Source organism: Salinicola rhizosphaerae (assembly GCF_014652715.1).
Classification (GTDB): Bacteria; Pseudomonadota; Gammaproteobacteria; order Pseudomonadales; family Halomonadaceae; genus Salinicola; species Salinicola rhizosphaerae.
In genome coordinates this window covers 71,893-93,147 of record NZ_BMZI01000008.1, presented here as the reverse complement: position 1 = coordinate 93,147, position 21,255 = coordinate 71,893, and the positions used below count along the sequence as shown (strand labels likewise).

Sequence of the window (21,255 nt, the reverse complement as noted above, 5' to 3'; positions counted from 1 at the left end):
GGGGCCGCCGGTACTCGATCCAGTCAGCGTTGGATGATCGGCACTCACGAACAAGGCCATGCGTCGGCCGCCAGAGTGAAGAGATCATGTCGGAACGCATGATCGACTGGCTGGAACGGACGAAGTCGACTTAACTCCATGAGGGGTCGCAAGGCCTCGCGGCGGGAACACGGAAACGAACGGCCCGGCCGATCACGCTGCTGCGATGGCGCACGTTTCGGCGCCGGTTCGTCAACGCTAACTATCAACATGATGGGAGCCGCATGAGCACAAGCCCTGATAATAATTCTCCGGCCCGGGACAGGCTGAATCCAGTCGTCTTTTATGGGTCGGTCATTGGCATCGTCGTCTTTTCGGTATGGGCGATGGTGGCTACCGAGCAAGCGAATGGCATCATCAATGCGCTGCTGGGGTGGATCTCCAACACATTCGGCTGGTACTACTTTCTGACAGTCGTCATCTATCTCGCCTTCGTGCTGTTCCTCGGCGTCTCTCGCTTCGGCAAGATTCGGCTCGGGCCAGAGCACTCGAGGCCGGATTTCAACATCTTCTCCTGGTCCGCCATGCTGTTCTCGGCCGGGATCGGGATCGGCGTCATCTTCTTCGCCCTGGCGGAGCCGCTGACCCAGTTCTACAACGCGCCGAACGCGCCCGACGATCAGATCGCCGCGGCACGCCACGCGATGCAGCTGACGTTCCTCCATTGGGGTCTGTCCGGCTGGGGCATCTATACGCTGGTCGGCATGTCGCTGGCGTTCTTCAGCTATCGTCACAATCTGCCGCTCACCATCTCGAGCGCGCTCTATCCGATCTTTGGCAAGAAAATCTACGGGCCCATTGGCCACGCCGTGGACATCGCAGCGGTGCTGGGTACCGTCTTCGGCATCGCGGCGAGTCTCGGCATCGGCGTCATCCAGCTGAACTACGGGCTGGACTTCATGTTCGGCATTACCGAGAGCGCCTGGACGCAGACCGTTCTGGTGCTGCTCATCGTGCTCTTCGCGACCATCTCGGCCGTTACCGGGGTCGAGAAGGGTATTCGCCGGCTCTCCGAGTTCAATATCCTGCTCGCGATCGCGCTGCTGCTGTTCGTGCTCTTCGCCGGCAAGACGATCTTCCTGCTCAATGCGCTGGTGATGAACATCGGGGACTATCTCTCCGGATTCGTCTCGATGTCGTTCGACACCTACGCCTTCGACCAGCCCACCGACTGGCTCAATGCCTGGACCCTGTTCTTCTGGGCCTGGTGGATCGCCTGGGGCCCGTTCGTCGGTCTGTTCCTCGCACGTATCTCGCGCGGGCGCACCATCCGCACCTTCGTGGCCGGTACGCTGACGCTGCCCATCGCGTTCATGATGATCTGGATGTCGATCCTCGGTAACAGCGCCATCGACATGGCGATGAACGGGGCGAGCGAATTCGGTCAGCAGGTGATGCAGACGCCGCCGGCGGGGATCTACCTGTTCCTGCAGCAGTATCCGTTCCCGGTCTTCACCACGATCGCCGTGAGCATCCTGGCCATCGTGTTCTTCGTGACCTCGGGGGACTCGGGGGCGCTGGTCTTGTCGAACTTCACGTCGAAGCTCAAGGACGTCAACAGCGATGCCCCGATCTGGATGCGTATCCTGTGGTCCGCCGTAATCGGCGTATTGACGCTTTCGCTGCTGCTGGCTGGCGGACTGACCACGCTGCAGAGCGCGGTCGTGATTACCGGGCTTCCGTTCTCGGTGGTGCTGTTCTTCATGATCGCGGGTCTCTACAAGGCCTTGAAAGTGGAAGCCTTCAAGGAAGACAGCCACCGGCTCAGCCTGGCGGGCTCGCTCTCTGGCAGAATGTCGGCCGGTAGCCGCGAGAAGGGTTTCGACTGGAAGACGCGTCTCAAACGCAGCATGTCGTTCCCCGATTTCAAGGAAGCGAAGGCGTTCTTGAATGACACCGGGCGCCCTGCGATGGAGTCGGTGCGCGACGAGCTGGTGAAACAGGGGGTTGAAGTCGAGATCAATGAAGGTGAACAGAACGGCGATGAGTATCTGGCCATCTATGTTCATCTCGGCAGCGAGCAGAACTTCGCCTACCAGATCTGGACGCATCCGTTCTCGACGCCGTCGTTCGCCATGCGCACGCCGCGCAGTAGCGGTCGTTACTACCGGCTCGAGGTCTATCTGCTCGAAGGTAGTCAGGGCTATGACCTGATGGGCTATACCCGCGAGCAGGTCATCGACGACATCCTCGATCAGTACGAGCGTCATCTGCAGTTCCTGCACCTCAACCGTGAGGAGCCGGGCAGCATCAACATGCCCGACAGCCCGGAACAGCCGCCAGGCTGACCACTGTCAACTGCCTCTGCGAGCGACCCCGGCCATCTGGCCGGGGTCGCTTTTTTGTACGTCACCGTTCTGTCAGCTGCGCTTATCGGGTCGTTGCGCTTATCGGGTCGCTTTGCTTGAGGCCAGCCCCGTGGCGAAAACTAACCCTGGTTTTTTGCTCCCTTTATCGGCGTTCGGTCTCTTTTTGGGCGTCCCTACGACCATGGCCCCGTCCGATCATCCGATCGGAGCGTGCTATGGTTGATTCACGGAGAAGCCATTTGTTGAGGGCAAGAGTTCGACGACAACGCCGATTCGACAACCATGCGAATTCGACGACATGCCCAGTTCGACGGCAACGGCGATGTCGATTCGACAATAACAGTGCGAGGACAGGGATGTGGGCGCTTTTACCTGGGTGGATACCGTTGTACTGATCGTCTACGTAATGGGCATCGCCTGGGTCGGCGTCCGTTTCGGCAAGGATCAGGAAAATACCGAGGACTACTTTCTCGGCGGCCGCAAGATCCCTGGATGGGCGATCGGCCTGTCGGTGATGGCGACGCAGGCGAGCGCCATCACCTTCATCGGTGCGCCGGGCTGGGGGTTCGAGGGCGGGCTGGAGCGGCTGGCGACCTTTATCAACGTGCCGCTGGCGATGGCCGTATTGATCGTGGTGCTGGTGCCGATCTTTCACCGCGCCGGTATCTACAGCATCTACGAGCTGCTCGAGCGACGCTTCGGCCTCGCGACGCGCTCGCTGGCGGCGCTTTTATTCCTTATCGCGCGAGGGCTTGCGACCGGGGTCGTGCTTTACGCCCCGGCGCTCGTGCTCGCCGTGGTCACCGGCTGGAACGTCAATCTGACCATCGTTCTGATGGCGGTCATTGCGGTCGGCTACACCGTTCTGGGCGGTATCAGCGCCGTCATCTGGACCGATGTGATCCAGATGTTCGTGCTCTGGCTCGGCGCCATCCTCAGCATGGTGCTGATGGTCGGCAGCTTGCCCGGCGGCTGGAGTGACGTGTTCGCTTTCGGCGCGGCGAATCATATGTTCAACACCATCGATCTCTCGCTCGATCCCACCGTGACCTACTCTCTATGGGCCGGTCTGATCGGCGGGATCGTGCTGCATATCGCCTACTTCGGTACCGATCAGAGCCAGATCCAGCGCGTGCTGACCAGCCCCTCGATTGCCGAGGGGCAGCGCTCGCTGCTGATCGGCGGCTATCTGCTGGTGCCGCAGATGCTGCTGTTCCTGTTCATCGGGGTGATGCTCGCGGCCTACTATCAGCAGCATGGCATGACGGCGCCGGACAATCTCAACGAGCTGTTTCCGCGCTACGTGGTCAACGCATTTCCGATTGGCGTTACGGGCCTGGTCATCGCCGGCGTCTTCGCCGCGGCGATGTCGAGTCTGGACTCGGCGCTCAATTCGCTCTCGGCGGTCACCGTGCGCGATTTTTATGCACGCTACGTCAAACCGGAGGCCGACGAGCGCCACTATCTCAAGGCCTCGCGCTGGGCGACGATCTTCTGGGGGATCTACGCGACCCTTTTCGCCTTCTTCGCCGGCAACCTGGGGCCCGTCATCGAGGCCGTGAATCGCATCGGTTCCTGGTTCTACGGCGCGCTGCTTGGCGTGTTCCTGCTCGCGATTCTTAGCCACCGCAGCAACGGCCGCGGAGCCGTCGCCGGTATCGTGTTCGGCATGGCGGCGGTCTGGGCAGTCTCGAATACCGATATCTCCTGGCTCTACCAGAATTTCGTCGGCCTGATCGTCTCGCTGGTCGCAGGCTTCCTGGTCAGCCTGAGCGCGCCGGCACCGACGCGAGAGCAGCTGGCGGATGTCGCCATGGACGAGAGCGCGCCGGATATGCAGGCGATCTTGAAAGGCCGCAGTGCCAACGCCGCTTCGCTCGGGCGCGATGCAAGGCTGACGCGGCGGCGCTGTATCGGATTGGTGATCTGGTTTTTCGTCACGCTGGCGGCACTGGCGCTGTTGCAGGGCTGGGCGAATGGGTGAACCTCGAACGCTGCGGCAGCGTGAGCAGAAAGATGACAGCGACAGGCCACTGCGGCTATCTCACCGGCTCGACGCCGCGGACGTGCGCAAGCGGCTGGGGCGCTTCGGCGCCGACCGTTTCGAGCCGGCGCGGCTGTCGCTATGGGCGATGGCAATCGGCAAGGTTCCTCGATCGCCGTCGGCCTGGCTGGTCGGGTCGAGCGATCTTTCGCGGGCGCTGCTGCTGCCGAGCGCACGGCTTTGTGATGAACCGAGCGCCCGTCGCACCGATCCGCTCGGCAGTCAGGAAGCCCTGCCGCTGGAGGGCGGCGGGCAACCCAGCGCGGCCCAGTTCGAACGCTGGTGGCTGTGGGAGCGATTGGCGAAGCCGCGACGCTGGGTATTACGAGTGCAGCCGGAAACGCTCTGTCGCATCGAGCTGCCGCTGTGGTTGGGCTATCGCGATGGCAGGCGCACCCGGCTAATCGTGCTCAGCGGCCTCTCGGGCGAGGCGCTGGGAATGCTCAAGCCCGCCGTACTGGCCGGGCTTGGCAGGCTTTCGCAGTAATCGTCGATCGCGGGCCTAGAGCGCGCTGCCGCTGCGCTCCATGTCGGTGAGTTCTGCGCGATTGGGCAGGCCTTCCATGTCGCCGATGACCTGGACCTGGCGCGCGCCGATGAGATTGCCGCGGTGAAGCGCGGTCGGCCAGTCGAGACCATCGAGATAGGCGCTGACGATGCCGACGGCGAAGCCGTCGCCCGCGCCAACGGTGTCGACGACATTGGCGACCGGCGTACCTGCCACGGTCCCCTCGGCATCCGCCGTGCGGAAGTAGCTCCCCTCCGGTCCTAGCTTGATGACAACGGCCCTGGCGCCGCGATCCAGATAGTCCGCGGCGATATCACGTGCCGTATCGCGCCCGGTCAGCAGACGCCCCTCGGCGAGCCCCGGCATGACGATATCTGCCTGCGCGGCCAGCGCGTTCAGCGTTTCGATCATGATCGCCTCGCTTGGCCAGAGCGTCGGACGAAGGTTGGGATCGAACGAGATCGAGAGCCCTGCCTTGCGAGCTTCGCTCAGCAGGTGAAAGGAGAGCTCTCGGGCGCTCGCCGAAATGGCCGGGGGAATGCCGGTGGCGTGGAGGTGACGTGCAGACGTCAGCGAGACATCGTGACTGTCCTCGATGCTCAGGTAACTCGCCGCGCTGCCGCAACGCACGTATTCGACGTGCGGATCGGCGCCATCCAGGGCCCGCTCCTTGAACACCAGCCCGGTCGGATGCTGGTCATCCCGCTTGAGATGCCGGCAATCCAGTCCCTCCGCCTCCAGCGCGCGCTGGAGAAAGGCACCGTTATGATCCGCGCCGATGCGCGATAGCCAGCGCACGTCGAAACCGAGACGAGAGAGTCCGATCGCGACGTTGGTATCCGCGCCGGCGGTCCGACGATGAAACTGGGCGACGCGATCCAGCGGTCCTGTCTCGTCGGCAACGAACAGCGCCATGGCTTCGCCGAAGGTGAGAACATCGAAAGTCGCGGTATCGGGGGAGGGCATGGCGTTTCCTTGCGAATGATGGAAGAGAGGTGCAGAAGCACTACCGGTCAGCGATCAGTGCTTGGTCAGGGTCCGCGCGAAAGCTTGATAGCGCTTGTCGAGCGCCTCGACCAGCTGCTGGCGCGTGGCGTCGTCGATCGCTTCGTCGCTGGCGTCGCCAAGCTGTAGCGACAGGTCGGCACCATCGACGACGCAGACGTCGCGCGTCTCGGCCTTGGCACCGGTTTCGTCATCGATCGACCACCCTGGCAGCACCAGAATGCCGCGCACTGGCACGGAAAGCCTGGCATGGCGTGTCAGCCACTGGCGTAGCCAGACGGTCGACAGACGCACCTTGCGCAGCACCTCGCGTTCGCTCCAGCCGGGGAAGCGCAGGCGTTCGTGTTCGACGGAGACGACGTTGTTGGGTCGGCCTTCGAGGTCGAGCGGGAAGTCTCTTGCCATCGTCTGGATGACGAACACCCCTTGTGGCGTGACCAGCACATTGTCGATGGTGTAACTGTCGGCGGGGTAGTCATGGAAGACGAAATAAGGCTTGGCGAGCGGACGCATCAGATGATCCAGCGTCTGTCCCACCGCAAGCTCGCAGGCGAGGCTGCGAGTCAGCCGCCGCATACGCTGCACGTCGCGCAGGATCAGAAAGCAGAACAGCATGGCCAGCAGCGTGCTGACGACGCCGTAGAGTGACCATTCGAGCCAGCTCTGCTCCTCGGCAAAGAGAATGCGGCCCATGCCGTAGACCAGCGGCATCAGCGTCAGTGTCGGCGCCAGTGTCGCATCGAGAAAGAACACCATGCGCGCTTTCTCGAGCCGATCCCGATGGGCCTGGGCGATCTCGCGAATCGGTTCACCGTCGTGCGGCGAGCGCAGGCCAACGGTCTGCACGTCGCGCAGGGTGATGGCCACCAGGGCGGCGGCACCCAGCGGTGTCAGAAAGATCAGTGGCAGCACGTACTCCAACCAGGCCATGCATCGATCCTTGGAGCTTGGACGAGAGGATGCCCCATTCTAGCCGAGGTCGAGCATCGGCTGCGATGCCGGGCATGTCGATGAACGATCGGGCTCGGCACGCTGGCGGCTAACGTCTATGGTGAAGCATTCCGAGTCCGGCAGCGAGAGACGACATGCCAGAGGATCCGACACTTTCCATCGAGGCGCTGGCCGCGTTCGTCGACGCGCATCCCCGGCTCTTCGTGCTCACCGGGGCGGGCGTCAGCACCGATAGCGGCATTCCCGACTATCGTGACGCTCGCGGCGACTGGAAGCGGCCGCCGCCGGTCAGCCACCAGGCGTTCATGGGCAGCGCGGCAGTGAGGCGCCGATACTGGGCGCGCAGCCTGGTCGGTTTTCGTGCGCTGGCCGGTGCCCACCCGGGACCTGCACACATCGCGCTGGCAACGCTCGAGCGTCAGGGACGTATCGTGCGCCTGGTGACGCAGAACGTCGATGGTCTGCATCAGCGGGCCGGGTCGCGATGGGTTACCGATCTGCATGGGCAGGCGGATGTCGTCAAGTGCATGAACTGTGGCGCCACGCTGATGCGCCACGCTCTCCATGACGAGCTGGCGCGGCGCAATCCGCAGTGGCTTTCGCTGAGCGCGGAGGTGGGGCCGGATGGCGATGCCGACCTCGATGGGCACGATTTCTCGAACTTCGAGGTGCCGGCGTGTCAGCGCTGCCGCGTCGGCATTCTCAAGCCCGACGTCGTCTTTTTCGGCGATAACGTCCCCAAGGCGCGCAGCGAGACCGCATTTGCCGCGCTCGACGAGGCCTCGGCGATGCTGGTCGTCGGCTCGTCGCTGATGGTCTATTCGGGGTTTCGGTTCGCGCGTCATGCCGCTGCCAACGGCAAGCCGATCGCTTGCCTCAACCTGGGAGCGACTCGGGCCGACGCGCTTTATGACATCAAGGTCTCGGCGGCGATCGGGCCGACTCTGACGGCAATGGTCGATCATCTCGATGGACGAAAACGACAGAACCCGGCTGAAGCCGGGTTCTGAGATCGGCAAGCGCCTGTAACGCTCATTGGCGGGCCGGCGGCGCCATGAATTCGGGGCCGATCGGGTCGGTCACGTGTTCGGCGAGAATGGCATCGATATCGGCCATGTCTGCGTCGGTCAGCGACCAGCCGTCGATCTCATCGAGCGGCTCTACCTGTGCCGGCCTGCGAGCTCCCCACAGCGCCACGGTGTGGGACGAACGATCGAGAATCCAGCGCACGGCCAGTGCCAGCACGCTCTTGTCGTGCCGTTCGCGAGCGAGCCGCTCCAGCGCGGCGACCGCTCCCAGATACTGTGCGAATCGGGGCGGCTGAAACTTGGGGTCCTTGTTGCGCAGGTCATCGCCCTCGAAGGCGTAGCCCTCGGACATCTTGCCGGTCAGCAGCCCGCGACACAGCGCGCCGTAGGTGAGTAGCGTCAGATCGCTGCGTTCGGCGTAGGGCAGGATATCGTCATCGATATCGCGCTCGAACAGGTTGTACGGCGGCTGCAGCGTGTGCAGCGGCGCCGCCTCGCGAAAGCGGTCGCACTGTTCCGGCGAGAAGTTGCTGACGCCGATGGCGCGAATCTTGCCGTCGCGATAGAACCGCGCCATGGCCTCGGCGGTTTCTTCGATTTCGACCAGCGGGTCCGGCCAGTGAATCTGGTAGAGATCGATATAGTCGGTCTGCAGACGGCGCAGCGAATCCTCGAGCTCCGTTTCCAGTCGCTTGGCGGTGGCATTACGCGCCGGCGCGCCGCTCTCGAATTCCAGGCCTGCCTTGGTCGCCAGGACCAGGCTGTCGCGCTTCCCGCTCTCGGCCACGGCCTTGCCGACGATCTCCTCGGCGTGACCGAAGCCGTAGGCGGGTGCGGTGTCGATCAGCGTGACGCCGCGCTCGATGGCGGCATGCAGGGTGCGAATGGCCGACGGATCATCGGCGCCGCCCCACAGGCGGCCGCCCATGGCCCAGGTGCCGAGTCCGACGCGCGATAGTTCGATGTCGGTGCCGGGGAGCTTGCGTTTCTCCATGTCTCTCTCCTCGAGATGAAGGTCGTCCGCTTCAGCGTGGTTCCGAATGCGATCGCTATCAAGGCGAGGTTGCAGACTCCTCTGTCGGCGTGGAGTCCGCGCCAGTCGTCACGACCGGAATGTCCGGTTCACTTGGGTCGTCGCGGCCGAACACGGAGACCGGCTGATCGCTCAGATAGGCGATGCGGCCGTTGCTGCGAATCTGTGCGCTGAGTCGATAGATATCGTCGATGTCGATCGCTTCGGGCGCGTACTGCAGCGTCACGGGGATCGGCAGCTGGCCCAGCCGTTCGTAGCGGCTGCTGGCGAGCACGTCGCCGGTGGACTCGTCGGTGAGCTGCACTTCGAGGGTGGCGTCGGCGGGCAGCGTAATCGGCTGCTTCGAGACCACTCGAGCGGCGAGTGTGTCGAACTGGGGCCCGCTGGCGCAGCCGGCCAGCGCGGTCAACGCCAGCAAGGCCAGAATCCAGCGGAACATGAACCGGCGGCGTGGCAAACATGGCGTGAGTGAAACAGGGGCTAGTGAAAGAGAGGCGAGCATCGAAATCCTTCTCGTATCGTTCATCGAATCTCTCTAAGGTAGAGATGGCGATGGGACCGACGGCGCGGAGAAAAATTCCCGTTTATCGTCTGACTTCACGCGTCAGCCGCCGGCCAGCTTGACCGTGTAACCGCGTCCTTCGAGCTCGCTTTTCAGCACGTCGCGATGATCGCCCTGGATCTCGATCACGCCTTCCTTCACCGCACCGCCGGTGCCGCAGCGCTGCTTCAGGGCCTTGGCGAGCGCCTTCAGCTCGGTGCTGGGTAGCGGCACGCCCTGAACCGTCGTCACGCCTTTACCCTTGCGCCCGCTGGTTTCCCGGCGAATGCGCACGATGCCGTCGAGCGCCGCGAGCCGCTCGGCTTCCTCGCGGTCGCGGCAGTCACACTCGGCGACCGGTTGGCGGCAGTCGGGGCAGGTTTCGCCGTGCTCGGTGGAGTAGACCAGACCGCGTAGTTGATCCTGTAGTGATGGCATGCAGATACCTGGTGGAACGGTTTGGAAAATGATAACGCCGATGGATGGCCAGTGCCGAATCTGGCGACAGGCAGCGCAGACGCGACAGGGCCGAACTCGTGCGAGTTCGGCCCTGTCCGGTTCAATGCAAGGGAAGCGGCGACTAGAGGTTGGCGGCCGCCACGGCGGGCATCAGTCGCTCTACCGCCCGGGGCAGCTCATGCATGCCGTGTATGCCGATCGCGCCTGCCGGGGTGCGCTCGCGATCCGGGAACCGATTGATGTGAATGACCCGCATGCCGGCAGCCAGCGCAGCGCGCACGCCAACGGCAGCGTCGTCGATCACGATACAGTCGGCGGGGACAAAGCCCATGTCTCGCCCGGCATGAAGGAAAAGCCCCGGTTCCGGTTTCCAGCTACCCACGGTGTAGGCACTGTAGATGTTGTCACCGAAGAAGCCGCGCAGGCCGGTGCTGTCGAGAGCGCGGCGGATCTTGGTTTCCGGCCCGTTGGAGGCCACACAGCGCGGCAGCGACCCGAGCGCCTCCAGTGCTGGCACGACGCCATCGATCGGCTCGAGCTCGGAGGTCATGCGTTCGTGCATCTCGGCCCGCATGGCGGTCTCGATCCGCTGGCGCAGCGCATCGTCGATCTCGCCATGAACTCGCTCGAGATGCGCCACGATGTTGGCGAAACGCGAGCCGCGGAAATCGGTCATGTAATCATCGGCGTGAAATGGCAGGCCAGCCTGGGTGAGGTATTTGGCCATGACTTCGGCGAGCAGCGGTTCGCTGTCGACCAGGGTGCCGTCGCAATCGAAAAGAAGACAGAGCGGATCGGGCATGATGAGTCGCCTCGAGGGCGCGGTCAGTGAATGAATAGGGTCGGTTGCCTTGCCGTGTTATCGGCGTCGATGACCCGATGGTTGAGCGCGGATGCGAACATGGCGTCCACGGGTGTCGACTTCAAGGTTTTGGAACACTGTTTTCATCTGATGGTTGAACTTTAGTCGCCCCGTCGTCCCCTGACAAGCGGAGACGGGAGACGTTGCGCTATTTGCACACTTTGTGACCGGACGCCGTCACCCGGCGTCAGGCCCGAAAGTCTGAGGCAGATAGAGAATCAGGTCAGGAAAGGCGATCAGCAGGCCAATGACGACCAGCATCACCAGCAGATAGATCATCGTGGTGCCCAGCGCCTTGAGCAGCGGAATTCCGCCAATCTTGGCCGAGATCATCAGGCACAGGCCGTAGGGTGGGGTGATCAGGCCAAGACCGAGCGCCATCACGCTGATGACGCCGAACTGCAGCGGGTCGACGCCGGCCTGAGCGGCGAGTGGTTGGAAGATGGGCGCTAGGATCGCCATCGCCGGCAGCGAGTCCATGAAGGTGCCGACCAGCAGCATGACGATGGTGGCGACGATCAGCAGCGTGGTCGGATCGGTGATCTCGACGCCCGCCATCAGCTGCGGCGGAATGCGATAGAAACTGATCAGATAGCCGAAGATTGCCGCACCCACCAGGCTGAAGAGCGACAGCGAACAGAGCCGAACGGTATCCGTGGAGGCGTTCAGCACGCTTTTGAGTGTCAGTTCGCGATAGACGACGAAGCCGAGCAGCAGGGCGTAGAGCACGGCCATGACGGCGGCTTCCGTAGGCGTGACGATGCCGAGCGTGATGCCACCGATGATCAGCACCGGTATGCCGGCGGCAAGTAGACCGTCCTTGCCGGAACTGGCGAGCTGCCTGAGAGTGGCGCGCTGGCGGGTCGGCACGTCGTAGCGGCGCACGTAGCCGAGATTCATCGCCAACTGCGCCACGGCGATCAGCACGCCGGGAATGATACCACCGAGAAACAGCCCGGCGATGGAGGTGCTGGTCAACGCGCCCCAGACGATCATGTTGATCGACGGCGGGATGATGATGCCCATCACCGAAGAGGCCGCGGTGACCGCCACGCTGAAGTGGGTCGGGTAGCCTTCCTTCTTCATCGCCGGAATCAGCACCGTACCGATGCCGGCGCTGTCTGCCGTAGACGACCCTGAAACTCCGGCAAACAGCATGCTCACCAGCACGTTGACGTGGGCCAACGCGCCTTTGACGTGGCCGACCAAATTGAGACATAGCGTGATCAATCGATCGGTGATTCTGGCCGCATTCATCAGGTTGCCGGCGAGCAGAAATAGCGGCACCGCCAGCAGCACGAACGAATCCATGCCGTAGTACATGCGCTGGAACATCACCCACGGAATGAGGCGCGGGTCGAGGACGATGATCGAGAACGATGTCAGCACCAGCGACATGGCGATGGGCACGCCGAGAATGATGAACACGCCGAGCAGCACGAACAGCAGCCACGGCAGCATGGGTAACCAGTCGGTCGGCATCATGATCGTTTCTCCGGCGTGGCGATTGTCTGCGTCGGCGGCGCGTCTCCTGGCGCATCGATTTCGGACGGCGTATCGAGCTCGCGCTCCATGGCGTCGAGGCCTTGGCTCATCGTCGACAGCAACCGCTGCAGACTGAACAGCACGATCAGCACGCCGCTGACGAAGAAAGTCGAGTAGGTCACCACCATCGGCAGCTGCGAGGCGCTGGCGATGCGGTTGAATCCCGAGAGTGCGAAACCCCAGCCGAGAAAGACGAAGATCAGGCCCACGATCAGGCAGGCGATATCGCGAATCACCCGCGTAATGCGATCCGGCCAGGAGCCACGTGGAAACGCTTCGAGCACGAAGTGATCGGCGTGCAGCACGCCGATCGCGGTGCCCAGCATGATCATCCACTGGAAGGCGAAGCGACTCATCTCTTCGGTCCAGTAGAGTCGTGGCATGAATCCCAGGTTACGGCTTGCGATCTGATAGACGATCAGCACGATGAAGCTGGCCAGCAGAAACAGCAGCACGCCATTGAGGACGCGCTCCAGCTGGCGATTGACGCGGCCGAGAGCCGTTGCGAATGCCATGAGTGTCTCCTCAATCCGTGTTGATGATGAGTTCGTAGAGATCGCGCAGGCCCATGTCGTCGATCACCTTGCCGAGCGGTTTAGCGACGATCTGCTGCATGCGTTCGCGATCCATCGGATAGAAGGTGGCGCCTTCCTCCTTGAGCTTGTCGCGCGACTCCTTGTCGAGCCGGATCTGCAGGTCGCGGGCGTATTGCTCGCTCTCATCGGCGGCGGCCTGCACGGCCTGCTGTTCGTCCGGCGACAGCGAATCCCAGGTGTCGTCCGATATCGTCAGCAACCGCACGGTGATGTCGTGACCGGAAAGGCCGATATAGGGCGCGACCTCGTGAAACCGCATGCGGTAGATCCACTCCGCTTCATTGAGCAAGCCATCGATGGCGCCGAGCTGCAGGCCGGTGTAGACCTCCTTGTAGGCCATCACCGTCGGCTGCGTGCCCAGTGCCGCCCATGCAGTGATGATCGGCCGGGTCGGGTTGGTGCGCAGCTTCATGCCTTGCAGATCGTCCAGGCTCTCGAGTGGTCGGGTGCTGACGATCTGGCGTGTACTGCCGCCGTAGTAGGCGAGTACCTTGACGCCGGTCTCGTCCTCGATGCGTTCGGCGATCACCTGCCCCGGCTGGCCGTCGAGCACATGGCGCCAGTGGTCGAGATCACGGTAGAGAAACGGAATCGAGAAGATGCTGGCGGTGTGCGAAAACTCCGAGATCAGGCCCGGATTGACGATGGAGAGATCGAGCGCGCCGGCGGTCTGCTGCTCGAACATCTCCGTCTCGTGACCGAGTACCGAGTTGCTGTAGATGCTGACCGTCAGTTCACCGTCGGTCTTCTCCTCGAGCAGCTGCTTGAAGCGTTCCGCGCTCAGGTGATAGGCGGTCTCCTCGGTGGCGCCGTGGCCGAAAATCAGCTCGCGGGCCTGGGCCGCGGTGGGTATCAGCGCGGCCAGTAGCAGCGGCAACAGCAAGACGTGGCCGAGGGCTCGCGCGAAGAGGTGGCGATGGCTCATGAGGACTCCTGTGGGGTTCCGAGCGGAAAGGCAGTCGTCGCCCGAATCTCGAGCGGTGCCGGCAGCACGATCCGGCGTCGATCCCCCCGGGGATCGTCGATGCGCGCCAGCGCCAATTCGGCTGCGGCCTGACCGATGTCGCGAGGCTGGGTGGCAATACTGGTCAAGGCCGGCTCGGCGAGCGCTGCCTCGTCGATATCGTCGATGCCGACGACGGCGCAGTCGTGGCCGGCCTCCAGCCCGAGACGCTGCAGGGCCAGCAGCGCCCCGAGTGCCACCAGATCGTTGTGGCAGATCAGCGCCGTCGGCGCCGATGGTGACTGCATCAGCGCGAGCGTTCGCTCGAGTCCGGCGCGCCGGGAAAGCTCGCCGCGGTGCACGCGAATCTCGGTCTCGAGGCCGGCTCGCTGCATGGCCTCGCGATAACCCGTGACACGCTGGCGGTCAGCGGAGTGGTCGCCGGCGCCGGCCAGCAGCGCGACTCGTCGATGGCCTTGTGCGAAGAGGTGGGCGACGGCGGCGGCGATGCCGCTGGGAATATCGGCGCCGACGAAGTCGCCGTGCGGCGTTTCCCCGACGTGACGCATCACCTCGACGCAGGGCATATGCCAGCCGGCGAACGAGGCGATCACGCAGGCAGGCGTCTGCTCGGCCGGGCAGAGCAGCAGCGCATCGACCCGCTGCTCGCGCAGCCGTGCGATCAGGCGCGCCTGGCGTTCGGGACTGTCGCCGCTGGTGGCGAGAAACGGCACGTAGCCTCTGCGCTGGAGCGTCTCGTCGATGCCCGCGACCATCGCGCTGAAGAACGGATTGGCGATATCGTGGACGATGACGCCGAGCGTCGAGGTGCGAGCGCTCCGCAGCGTGGCGGCACCGCGGTTGTAGACATAGCCCAGGGCCTGCGCGCTTGCGCGAACGCGTTCGCGTGTCTGTGCCGCCACCAGCGGACTCTCCTGCATGACCAGCGACACGGTCGAGCGGGAGACGCTGGCGTGAGCGGCGATCTCCTTGAGCGTCACGCGCGTTGGAGGGGACGCTGCTTCTGAAACGTCAGACGGCTGATCTTCAGACGAGTCCGGCATGGCGGCTTCCGTGATTTGGATCGATCCAAAAGGGTTGGAAGCAGGCTAGCGGTGGGCGAGCGTGGCGCCTATCCATCTTTGGTGGAAGGTCGTGTAGCGCAGTGACAGGAAGTGCCCGCAGCGGCGACACCGCGGGCTCGTTGAGGTCACACGTGGTGGCAGGGCAAGAGACTCAGTCCAGCCGATCGCCCCAGGCTTCGACATTGAACGGACTGAGCGGGCGCTTACCATCGAGTGCGGCCAGAATGTTGTCGACGGCGCGCTGGGCCATCGCCGTGCGTGTCTCCTGGGTGGCAGAGCCGATATGCGGCAGTGCCACGACATTGGCCATCTGCGGCAGGGGGGAGTCGGCCGGCAGCGGCTCCTGCTCGAACACGTCCAGACCGGCGGCACGTATCTCAGCGCTTTTCAGCGCCTCGATCATCGCCGCTTCGTCGACCACCTGGCCACGGGCGAGGTTGATGAAGATGGCGCTCTCCTTCATCAGTTTGAACTCGCGAGCCCCGATCATCCGGCGAGTCTCGTCGGTCAGCGGCACGATCGTGCAGACGAAGTCCGACGTTTTCAGCAGTTCATCGAATTCGCAGCGCCGCGCCCCGAGTTCGCGCTCGATCTCCGGCTTGGGCGAGGCGTTGGAGTAGAGCACCTTCATGCCGAAGCCCAGTGCGCCGCGTCTGGCGATCGCCTGGCCGATACGACCGAAGCCGACCATACCGAGCGTCTTGCCGTGGACGTCGCTACCGAACAGATCCGGGCCGATACTCGCTTTCCAGTCGCCGCGTTTGACGTACTCGGCCAGCTCCACGACCCGTCGCGCGCTTGCCATGATCAGCGAGAAGCCGGTGTCGGCGGTGGTCTCGGTCAACACGTCCGGTGTATTGCAGAGCAGAATGCCGCGCCGGGTCAGCTCCTCGACCGGGTAGCTATCCACGCCGACCGAGATGCTGGCGATCGCCTCGAGATGCGGGGCGGCGTCGAGCAGTTCGGGCGTGATCTTGACGCCGGCACCGATGAGCCCATGGGCTTCGCCCAGCGCTTCACGAAAGGCGGGATCGTCGGGTGACTCCAGCTTGCCGAAATAATCGACGTGGTAGTTCTCGCGAAGTTGATCGAGCTGCTGATCGTTGAGGCGGCGATACGCCAGAATGCGCTTGCTCTTGCTCATAGTGGAACAGCTCTCCGGTCGGATGGATTTGCTTAGAGGGACTCAAGCCTAACCGACAGCCCCGGCGCAATGCCGGGGTCTTGGGACCAAAGTCTAGTGGAGATGCTCTTTTTCCTCAGGCTCGAGCACCCTGATGGCGCTTGCCGAGCTGGCGAATCTTCGGCAGCTGGCGGGCAACGGGGGGAATGCGCAGGACCATCAGCAGCGCGCCGGCGGCGGCATAGAGGCTCCACTGCTCGAGATCGGCGCGCACGACCCAGAGGAAATGCAGAAGACCGAGTCCGAGTACCAGGTAGACGACCTTGTGAACGGTCTTCCAGCGCTTGCCCAACTTGCGCATCGACCACTTGTTGGAGGTGACCCCCATCACGATCAGCCCGACCAGCGCCAGCATGCCGACGATGATGTAGGGCCGACGCACGATCTCGCTGCCGAGCCGGGAAAGATCGAGACCGAGAATGAACAGCGCGTAGCAGAGCAGGTGTGCCACCGCGTACGCGAGCGTCCACAAACCGAGCTGGCGACGGATCAAGGTGAACCCCTTCCAGCGTGTGAGCTTGGTCAGCGGCGTCAACGAGAGCGTCAAGAGCAGCATCCACAGAATGCCTTGGCCGATGTTGAGCAGCAGGTAGCGCCCCGGTTCCGGCCCGGCGGCGTTGATGGCGACCTGCCAACCCCAGTAGACCAGCGGCGCCAACGCAGCGATGAAGACGGCCACACGCCATAGCGTGAGCATCCGACGGGAAGTCGCCATCAGAACTGTTTCCTCAGATCCATGCCGGCATAGAGACTGCCGACCTCATCCGCGTAGCCGTTGAACATTCGGGTATCGATGATGTTCGGATTGAACAGGCTGTTGGGCAGGCGCCGTTCGGTCGCCTGGCTCCAGCGGGGGTGATCGACGTTCGGATTGACGTTGGCGTAAAAGCCGTACTCGTCCGGGGCGATCGCCTGCCAGGAGTTGACCGGCTGCTGCTCGACCAGCGAAATGCGCACGATCGACTTGATGCTCTTGAAGCCGTATTTCCAAGGCACGATCAGCCGGAAGGGTGCGCCGTTCTGATTGGGCAGTTCGCGGCCATACATGCCGAGCCCGAGAATGGCGAGCGGATGCATCGCCTCGTCCATGCGCAGCCCTTCGGTGTAGGGCCAGTCGATCAGCGCGAACGAGGAGTCCTGTCCCGGCATCTGCTCGGGTCGTACCAGGGTTTCGAACTTGACGTACTTGGCTTTCGAGGTAGGTTCGGCGCGCTTGATCACCTCACTCAGCGGGATGCCGAGCCACGGAATCACCATCGACCACGCCTCGACGCAGCGCAGTCGATAGATGCGCTCCTGAAGCTGCGACGGCTTGACGATATCCTCGAGCGCGAAGCGGCCGCCGTTGCCTACCTCACCGTCGATCACCACGCTCCAGGGCTGGGTCTCCAGCGACCCTGCTCGCTTCGACGGATCGCTCTTGCCGGTGCCGAACTCGTAGAAGTTGTTGTAGTGGGTCGCATCCTCGAACGGGGTGTTCTTGTCGAGGTCGCGGTCGGCGGGAACGACGGCGCCCCACTTGGCATTCTCGAGCTTGGGGCCGAACCAGCCAGGCGGGTTGCCCGCGGGAACATCCGCGTAGTCCGGTCCGGTCGCGGCTTGGGCGCGGCCAGCCAGTGCCAGCCCTGCACCGACGCCGATCACGCCCCCCATGAAGCGCCGGCGCGAAAGATAAACCGATTCCGGGGTGACGTCCGATTCGCGCAGATCGCTGGGTTTGGCAATCTTGATCAACATGATGACTCTCCTGCGGTGACTGTTGACAAGGGTAGTCACTCATACGCTGTTCGGCCGTTGCTGGATGCCTTGGCGTTCTGGCCATGGCGGGGTCTATGTTGAGGCAACGTTCCCCAGGGATGAGACAGTCAGGATGAGACGGTGACATGAAAAGATCGATGGCCACGCTCTGTTTGAGCGGTGAACTGGATGCCAGGCTGGAAGCCATTGCGCGAGCCGAATTCGGCGGCGTGGAAATCTTCGTCGACGACCTGGACGGCAGCGCGCTGACGGCGAGGGAAGTCGGCGAGCGCTGTCGGGACCTTGGACTCGCGGTGGTCGCCTTGCAGCCGTTTCGGGATGCCGACGGACTCCCGGCGCCGGCCCACCGTCAGAAACTCGAGGCGGCGCGCCGACAGTTCGAGACCCTCGCGACACTGGGCGGCGACTTCCTGCTGCTGTGCAGCAACACGCGCGAAGACGCCAGCGAAGCGCCCGACGATATCGCTGCCACGCTTCACGATTTTGCCACGCTGGCCGCCGAGCATGGCATGCGCATCGGCTACGAGGCGCTGGCCTGGGGGCGACACGTCTGCGATTACCGCGAGGCCTGGCAGCTCGTCCGACAGGTCGATCATCCGGCACTATCGATCGTGCTGGACAGCTATCACATTCTCGCCCGCGATCTGGAGCTCAAGACGCTGGCGACTATTCCGGCCGAGAGCATCGGGCTGGTCCAGTTGGCGGATGCCACGGTGCGGCCCGTCCCTGACGATCAAAAGGCGCTGCAATCGATCAGCCGCCACCGCCGTGCCTTCCCCGGTGATGGCGAGCTGAACGTCGAAGCGTTTCTCGCGGCGCTGGACAGGACCGGTTATCGGGGCACGGTCTCGCTCGAGGTCTTCAGCGACATTCTGAGCGTGATGCCGACGGGCATTTCAGCGCTGCAGGGCAAGGACGCTCTGGAGACCGCGCTCGCCAACCGCGGCTGAAGCGACGCGATCATGGGCCGCGCAGCTTCAGCCGCGCATGCGCGCTGCGAGTGCGGCGATTTCACACCATCAGGAAGGCGTGAGAGAACCAGATGCCGAGCGCCAGCGTGAGTGCCGAGAGCACTGTCGCCATCACCATGGCGGCCGTGCCCAGATCGGCGAATCCGTAGCGCTGACCGAGCAGCGGATACATCGACAGCATCGGCGCGCAGGCGAAGACCAGTGCCGCGGTGGCGAAGACCGGTGTCAGGCCGGGAGTCAGCGCGATCATCAAAAGCACGCAGAGCGGATGCAGCGTCAGTTTGGTCAGCGCGATCTGCGCCACGTCGCCAGCCATGCCGCGCACGCGCAGCCCGCAGAGGGTGCCGCCGATCACGAACAGCGCGACCGGCGAGGAGGACGCCGCCAGCATCTGGAGGACGCGAGCGAGTGGCGCGGGCGGGTGCAGATCGAGTGCCGCCAGCAGCGTGCCGACGACGATGGCAAGAATCAACGGATGCCTGAGCACTCTAAGCGCGACGGGCTTGAGCGTCGGCCAGAAGGCGCCGCCGCGATTCTCGCTCAACTCGGCGAGCACCAGTGCCGTGGGAATCACCAGCAGGTTCTCGATCAGCATGTTGAGCGCCATCGCGATACCGGCGGTCGGCCCGATCACCAGCACCGCGACCGGATAGCCGATGAAGCCGCTGTTGGACGCGGAAACCCCCAGCGCGTAAAGCGCGCGGCGTCCCAGCGGCTGGCCGCTGCGCCAGCTGACCCAGAGAAACATCGCCAGGAAGGCGAGCCCCGACCCCAGGCCGTAGGCGAGCAGGTAGGGTATGTTGAAGACTTCGCCCAGCGGCCGCTCCAGCAGTGCCTGGATGACCAGTGCCGGCAGCGCGATGTTGATCACGTAGCGGCCCATACCCTGAACGTGCGCCTTGTCGACGACACGCTTGAGCACGGCCAGATAGCCGATGCCCAGCAGCACGAAGATAGGGATGATGGCGCCGAGGATGGTGCTCACGTGACTCCGGTCGAATGCGAGTGAATGTCCGCAGCATGAGCCGCTGGCCGCGGACAGGCAAGGGGCCTATCGCCGTCTGAGCATCCAGGCCGCGCCGGCGAACGAGAGCAGACAGCCGCCGGCAAGATAAACCGCGACCGGTGTCCAGCTTCCGCCAGCGAGATCGACCAGCGCCGCGGCGATGAACGGCGTGAACCCGCCACCGATGACGCTGGCGACCTGATAGCCGACGCCGGCACCACTGTAGCGATAGCTGGCGCCGAACAGCTCGGCGAAAATCGGCTGCTGCACGCAGACCACCATGTCATGGGCGAGATTGGCGAGCGCTACCGCGAACACGACGATCCAGACGACCGATCCGGCTTCCAGTGCCTTGAAGAACGGAAAGGCTGCGGCGACGCCGATCAGTGCGCCGGTCAGATAAACGCGGCGACGTCCGAGGGTATCGGCGAGAAACGCGAATAGCGGAATGGTGACGCAGCTGATCGCGCCGACCAGCAGACCGATATGCAGGAACAGGTCGCGCGACAGCCCGAGATAACCGGTCGAGTAGCTCAGCGCAAAGGTCGTCACGATATACATCGTGAACAGCTCGGCCAGGCGCATCGCGATGATCGTGACGAACGCGCTCGGATGACGCTTGATCGCCTCGACGATCGGCGGTTTTGTCGGCTGCTCGGCGGCCCCTTTGTCATCCGCCTGCTTCACGGCGGCGATGAACTCCGGTGACTCCTCGAGACTCGAGCGAATCTTCAGCGCGATCAGCACCAGCACCACGCTGAACAGAAACGGCAGACGCCAGCCCCAGGCGTTGAACGCGGCGTCGTCCAGGTAGTGACTCAGCAATGACACGCTGCCCGTGGCGAGCAGCAGACCGACGCCGTAGCCGACCTGCACGCCGCTCGAGTAGAACGCCCGCCTGCCGCGAGGCGCGCTCTCGACGGCCATCAGTGCCGCGCCGCCCCACTCGCCGCCGACCGCGAAGCCCTGAATCGCGCGCAGGGTGACGAGCAGGATCGGCGCCCACACGCCGATGCTCGCGTAGGTCGGCAACAGGCCGATCAGCGCCGTGGCGCCACCCATCATTACGACGGTCAGGATCAGCATGCGCTTGCGTCCGAGCCGATCGCCGAAGTGGCCGAAGACGACCCCGCCGAGCGGACGAAACAGAAAGCCGACACCAAAGGTCGCCAGCGCCGCCAGCGTGCCAGCCGCCGGGCTCACGTTGGGAAAGAACTGTGAGTTGAACACCAGCGCGGCGACGATGCCGTAGAGCAGGAAGTCATACCAGTCGACGACGGCGCCAACGAAACTGCCGATGGCGGCACGTCTGGCCTGACTGGTGGACGTTAGCGACTGCGTAGGCACGGCCGATACGCTCATCCTGCTCTCCCGCTTGGCGGCACGCGT

General features: G+C 63.8%; 20 protein-coding genes. 5 read left to right on the top strand and 15 right to left on the bottom strand.

Annotated elements, in window-relative coordinates:
- The first annotated feature begins 263 nt into the window (after positions 1–263).
- The 3 genes from betT to IE125_RS17070 all read left to right on the top strand — a co-directional run bounded on the left by betT (position 264) and on the right by IE125_RS17070 (position 4,879).
- Complete coding sequence (gene betT / locus IE125_RS17080) at positions 264–2,327, top strand: choline BCCT transporter BetT (protein ID WP_189445894.1); 2,064 nt, start codon at positions 264–266, stop codon at positions 2,325–2,327.
- Between the two features lie 379 nt (positions 2,328–2,706).
- A complete protein-coding gene (locus IE125_RS17075; protein WP_189445893.1) occupies positions 2,707–4,332 on the top strand; it encodes a sodium:solute symporter family protein in 1,626 nt (541 codons plus the stop codon).
- Positions 4,325–4,879 (top strand): hypothetical protein, encoded by a 555-nt coding sequence (locus IE125_RS17070; protein WP_189445892.1) that lies wholly within the window; start codon positions 4,325–4,327, stop codon positions 4,877–4,879. Before IE125_RS17075 ends, IE125_RS17070 begins: the two co-directional genes overlap by 8 nt.
- Positions 4,880–4,894: 15 nt before the next feature.
- Here the strand turns inward: IE125_RS17070 and IE125_RS17065 are convergent, their stop codons facing one another.
- Entirely contained in the window at positions 4,895–5,866 is a 972-nt protein-coding gene (locus IE125_RS17065) for a sugar kinase (RefSeq protein WP_189445891.1), read from the bottom strand.
- Between the two features lie 54 nt (positions 5,867–5,920).
- On the bottom strand, positions 5,921–6,835 hold the full coding sequence (locus IE125_RS17060) for a nuclease-related domain-containing protein (protein ID WP_189445890.1): 915 nt from the start codon (positions 6,833–6,835) through the stop codon (positions 5,921–5,923).
- 155 nt (positions 6,836–6,990) lie between these two features.
- Between IE125_RS17060 and IE125_RS17055 the strand changes: the two genes are divergently transcribed.
- A complete protein-coding gene (locus tag IE125_RS17055) occupies positions 6,991–7,866 on the top strand; it encodes an NAD-dependent protein deacetylase (protein WP_189445889.1) in 876 nt (291 codons plus the stop codon).
- A 22-nt stretch (positions 7,867–7,888) separates the two neighbouring features.
- On the opposite strand, the gene IE125_RS17050 is transcribed toward IE125_RS17055, so the two are convergent.
- The 11 genes from IE125_RS17050 to msrP all read right to left on the bottom strand — a co-directional run bounded on the left by IE125_RS17050 (position 7,889) and on the right by msrP (position 17,868).
- Entirely contained in the window at positions 7,889–8,878 is a 990-nt protein-coding gene (locus tag IE125_RS17050) for an aldo/keto reductase (protein ID WP_189445888.1), read from the bottom strand.
- Positions 8,879–8,936: 58 nt separating this feature from the next.
- Positions 8,937–9,356 carry a YbaY family lipoprotein gene (locus IE125_RS17045; RefSeq protein ID WP_189445887.1) on the bottom strand — a complete coding sequence of 140 codons (420 nt, stop codon included), beginning with the start codon at positions 9,354–9,356 and terminating at the stop codon, positions 8,937–8,939.
- A gap of 165 nt (positions 9,357–9,521) precedes the next feature.
- Positions 9,522–9,896 carry a translation initiation factor Sui1 gene (locus IE125_RS17040; RefSeq protein WP_189445886.1) on the bottom strand — a complete coding sequence of 125 codons (375 nt, stop codon included), beginning with the start codon at positions 9,894–9,896 and terminating at the stop codon, positions 9,522–9,524.
- A gap of 142 nt (positions 9,897–10,038) precedes the next feature.
- Positions 10,039–10,719 carry an HAD family hydrolase gene (locus IE125_RS17035; RefSeq protein WP_189445885.1) on the bottom strand — a complete coding sequence of 227 codons (681 nt, stop codon included), beginning with the start codon at positions 10,717–10,719 and terminating at the stop codon, positions 10,039–10,041.
- Between the two features lie 237 nt (positions 10,720–10,956).
- Entirely contained in the window at positions 10,957–12,264 is a 1,308-nt protein-coding gene (locus IE125_RS17030; RefSeq protein ID WP_189445884.1) for a TRAP transporter large permease, read from the bottom strand.
- On the bottom strand, positions 12,261–12,839 hold the full coding sequence (locus IE125_RS17025; RefSeq protein WP_189445883.1) for a TRAP transporter small permease: 579 nt from the start codon (positions 12,837–12,839) through the stop codon (positions 12,261–12,263). The genes IE125_RS17030 and IE125_RS17025 overlap by 4 nt, the downstream gene beginning before the upstream one ends.
- Before the next feature lie 10 nt (positions 12,840–12,849).
- Positions 12,850–13,845, bottom strand: a complete 996-nt coding sequence (locus IE125_RS17020; RefSeq protein WP_189445882.1) for a TRAP transporter substrate-binding protein — start codon at positions 13,843–13,845, stop codon at positions 12,850–12,852.
- The gene (locus IE125_RS17015) at positions 13,842–14,927 is read right to left on the bottom strand and encodes a LacI family DNA-binding transcriptional regulator (protein ID WP_189445881.1); all 1,086 of its coding nucleotides are present in this window, start codon (positions 14,925–14,927) and stop codon (positions 13,842–13,844) included. Before IE125_RS17015 ends, IE125_RS17020 begins: the two co-directional genes overlap by 4 nt.
- A 172-nt stretch (positions 14,928–15,099) precedes the next feature.
- The gene (locus IE125_RS17010; protein WP_189445880.1) at positions 15,100–16,092 is read right to left on the bottom strand and encodes a 2-hydroxyacid dehydrogenase; all 993 of its coding nucleotides are present in this window, start codon (positions 16,090–16,092) and stop codon (positions 15,100–15,102) included.
- A gap of 115 nt (positions 16,093–16,207) precedes the next feature.
- Positions 16,208–16,846, bottom strand: coding sequence for a protein-methionine-sulfoxide reductase heme-binding subunit MsrQ (msrQ, locus tag IE125_RS17005; RefSeq protein WP_189445879.1), 639 nt, complete (start codon positions 16,844–16,846; stop codon positions 16,208–16,210).
- Entirely contained in the window at positions 16,846–17,868 is a 1,023-nt protein-coding gene (gene msrP, locus IE125_RS17000; RefSeq protein WP_189445878.1) for a protein-methionine-sulfoxide reductase catalytic subunit MsrP, read from the bottom strand. Before msrP ends, msrQ begins: the two co-directional genes overlap by 1 nt.
- A 146-nt stretch (positions 17,869–18,014) precedes the next feature.
- Between msrP and IE125_RS16995 the strand changes: the two genes are divergently transcribed.
- On the top strand, positions 18,015–18,839 hold the full coding sequence (locus IE125_RS16995) for a sugar phosphate isomerase/epimerase family protein (protein ID WP_189445877.1): 825 nt from the start codon (positions 18,015–18,017) through the stop codon (positions 18,837–18,839).
- A 61-nt stretch (positions 18,840–18,900) separates the two neighbouring features.
- On the opposite strand, the gene IE125_RS16990 is transcribed toward IE125_RS16995, so the two are convergent.
- Positions 18,901–19,845 carry an AEC family transporter gene (locus IE125_RS16990; RefSeq protein WP_189445876.1) on the bottom strand — a complete coding sequence of 315 codons (945 nt, stop codon included), beginning with the start codon at positions 19,843–19,845 and terminating at the stop codon, positions 18,901–18,903.
- 66 nt (positions 19,846–19,911) lie between these two features.
- Positions 19,912–21,228 carry a shikimate transporter gene (gene shiA / locus IE125_RS16985; protein ID WP_189445875.1) on the bottom strand — a complete coding sequence of 439 codons (1,317 nt, stop codon included), beginning with the start codon at positions 21,226–21,228 and terminating at the stop codon, positions 19,912–19,914.
- Positions 21,229–21,255 lie beyond the last annotated feature (27 nt).

Coding starts and splice junctions, on each gene's coding strand:
- IE125_RS17010 (WP_189445880.1), bottom strand. CDS start 16,092: ATGAGCAAGAGCAAGCGCATTCTGGCGTATCGCCGCCTCAACGATCAG.
- IE125_RS17025 (WP_189445883.1), bottom strand. CDS start 12,839: ATGGCATTCGCAACGGCTCTCGGCCGCGTCAATCGCCAGCTGGAGCGC.
- msrP (WP_189445878.1), bottom strand. CDS start 17,868: ATGTTGATCAAGATTGCCAAACCCAGCGATCTGCGCGAATCGGACGTC.
- IE125_RS16995 (WP_189445877.1), top strand. CDS start 18,015: ATGAAAAGATCGATGGCCACGCTCTGTTTGAGCGGTGAACTGGATGCC.
- IE125_RS17050 (WP_189445888.1), bottom strand. CDS start 8,878: ATGGAGAAACGCAAGCTCCCCGGCACCGACATCGAACTATCGCGCGTC.
- IE125_RS17070 (WP_189445892.1), top strand. CDS start 4,325: ATGGGTGAACCTCGAACGCTGCGGCAGCGTGAGCAGAAAGATGACAGC.
- msrQ (WP_189445879.1), bottom strand. CDS start 16,846: ATGGCGACTTCCCGTCGGATGCTCACGCTATGGCGTGTGGCCGTCTTC.
- IE125_RS17020 (WP_189445882.1), bottom strand. CDS start 13,845: ATGAGCCATCGCCACCTCTTCGCGCGAGCCCTCGGCCACGTCTTGCTG.
- shiA (WP_189445875.1), bottom strand. CDS start 21,228: ATGAGCGTATCGGCCGTGCCTACGCAGTCGCTAACGTCCACCAGTCAG.
- IE125_RS17015 (WP_189445881.1), bottom strand. CDS start 14,927: ATGCCGGACTCGTCTGAAGATCAGCCGTCTGACGTTTCAGAAGCAGCG.
- IE125_RS17035 (WP_189445885.1), bottom strand. CDS start 10,719: ATGCCCGATCCGCTCTGTCTTCTTTTCGATTGCGACGGCACCCTGGTC.
- IE125_RS17060 (WP_189445890.1), bottom strand. CDS start 6,835: ATGGCCTGGTTGGAGTACGTGCTGCCACTGATCTTTCTGACACCGCTG.
- IE125_RS17065 (WP_189445891.1), bottom strand. CDS start 5,866: ATGCCCTCCCCCGATACCGCGACTTTCGATGTTCTCACCTTCGGCGAA.
- IE125_RS17055 (WP_189445889.1), top strand. CDS start 6,991: ATGCCAGAGGATCCGACACTTTCCATCGAGGCGCTGGCCGCGTTCGTC.
- IE125_RS17030 (WP_189445884.1), bottom strand. CDS start 12,264: ATGATGCCGACCGACTGGTTACCCATGCTGCCGTGGCTGCTGTTCGTG.
- IE125_RS17040 (WP_189445886.1), bottom strand. CDS start 9,896: ATGCCATCACTACAGGATCAACTACGCGGTCTGGTCTACTCCACCGAG.
- betT (WP_189445894.1), top strand. CDS start 264: ATGAGCACAAGCCCTGATAATAATTCTCCGGCCCGGGACAGGCTGAAT.
- IE125_RS17045 (WP_189445887.1), bottom strand. CDS start 9,356: ATGTTCCGCTGGATTCTGGCCTTGCTGGCGTTGACCGCGCTGGCCGGC.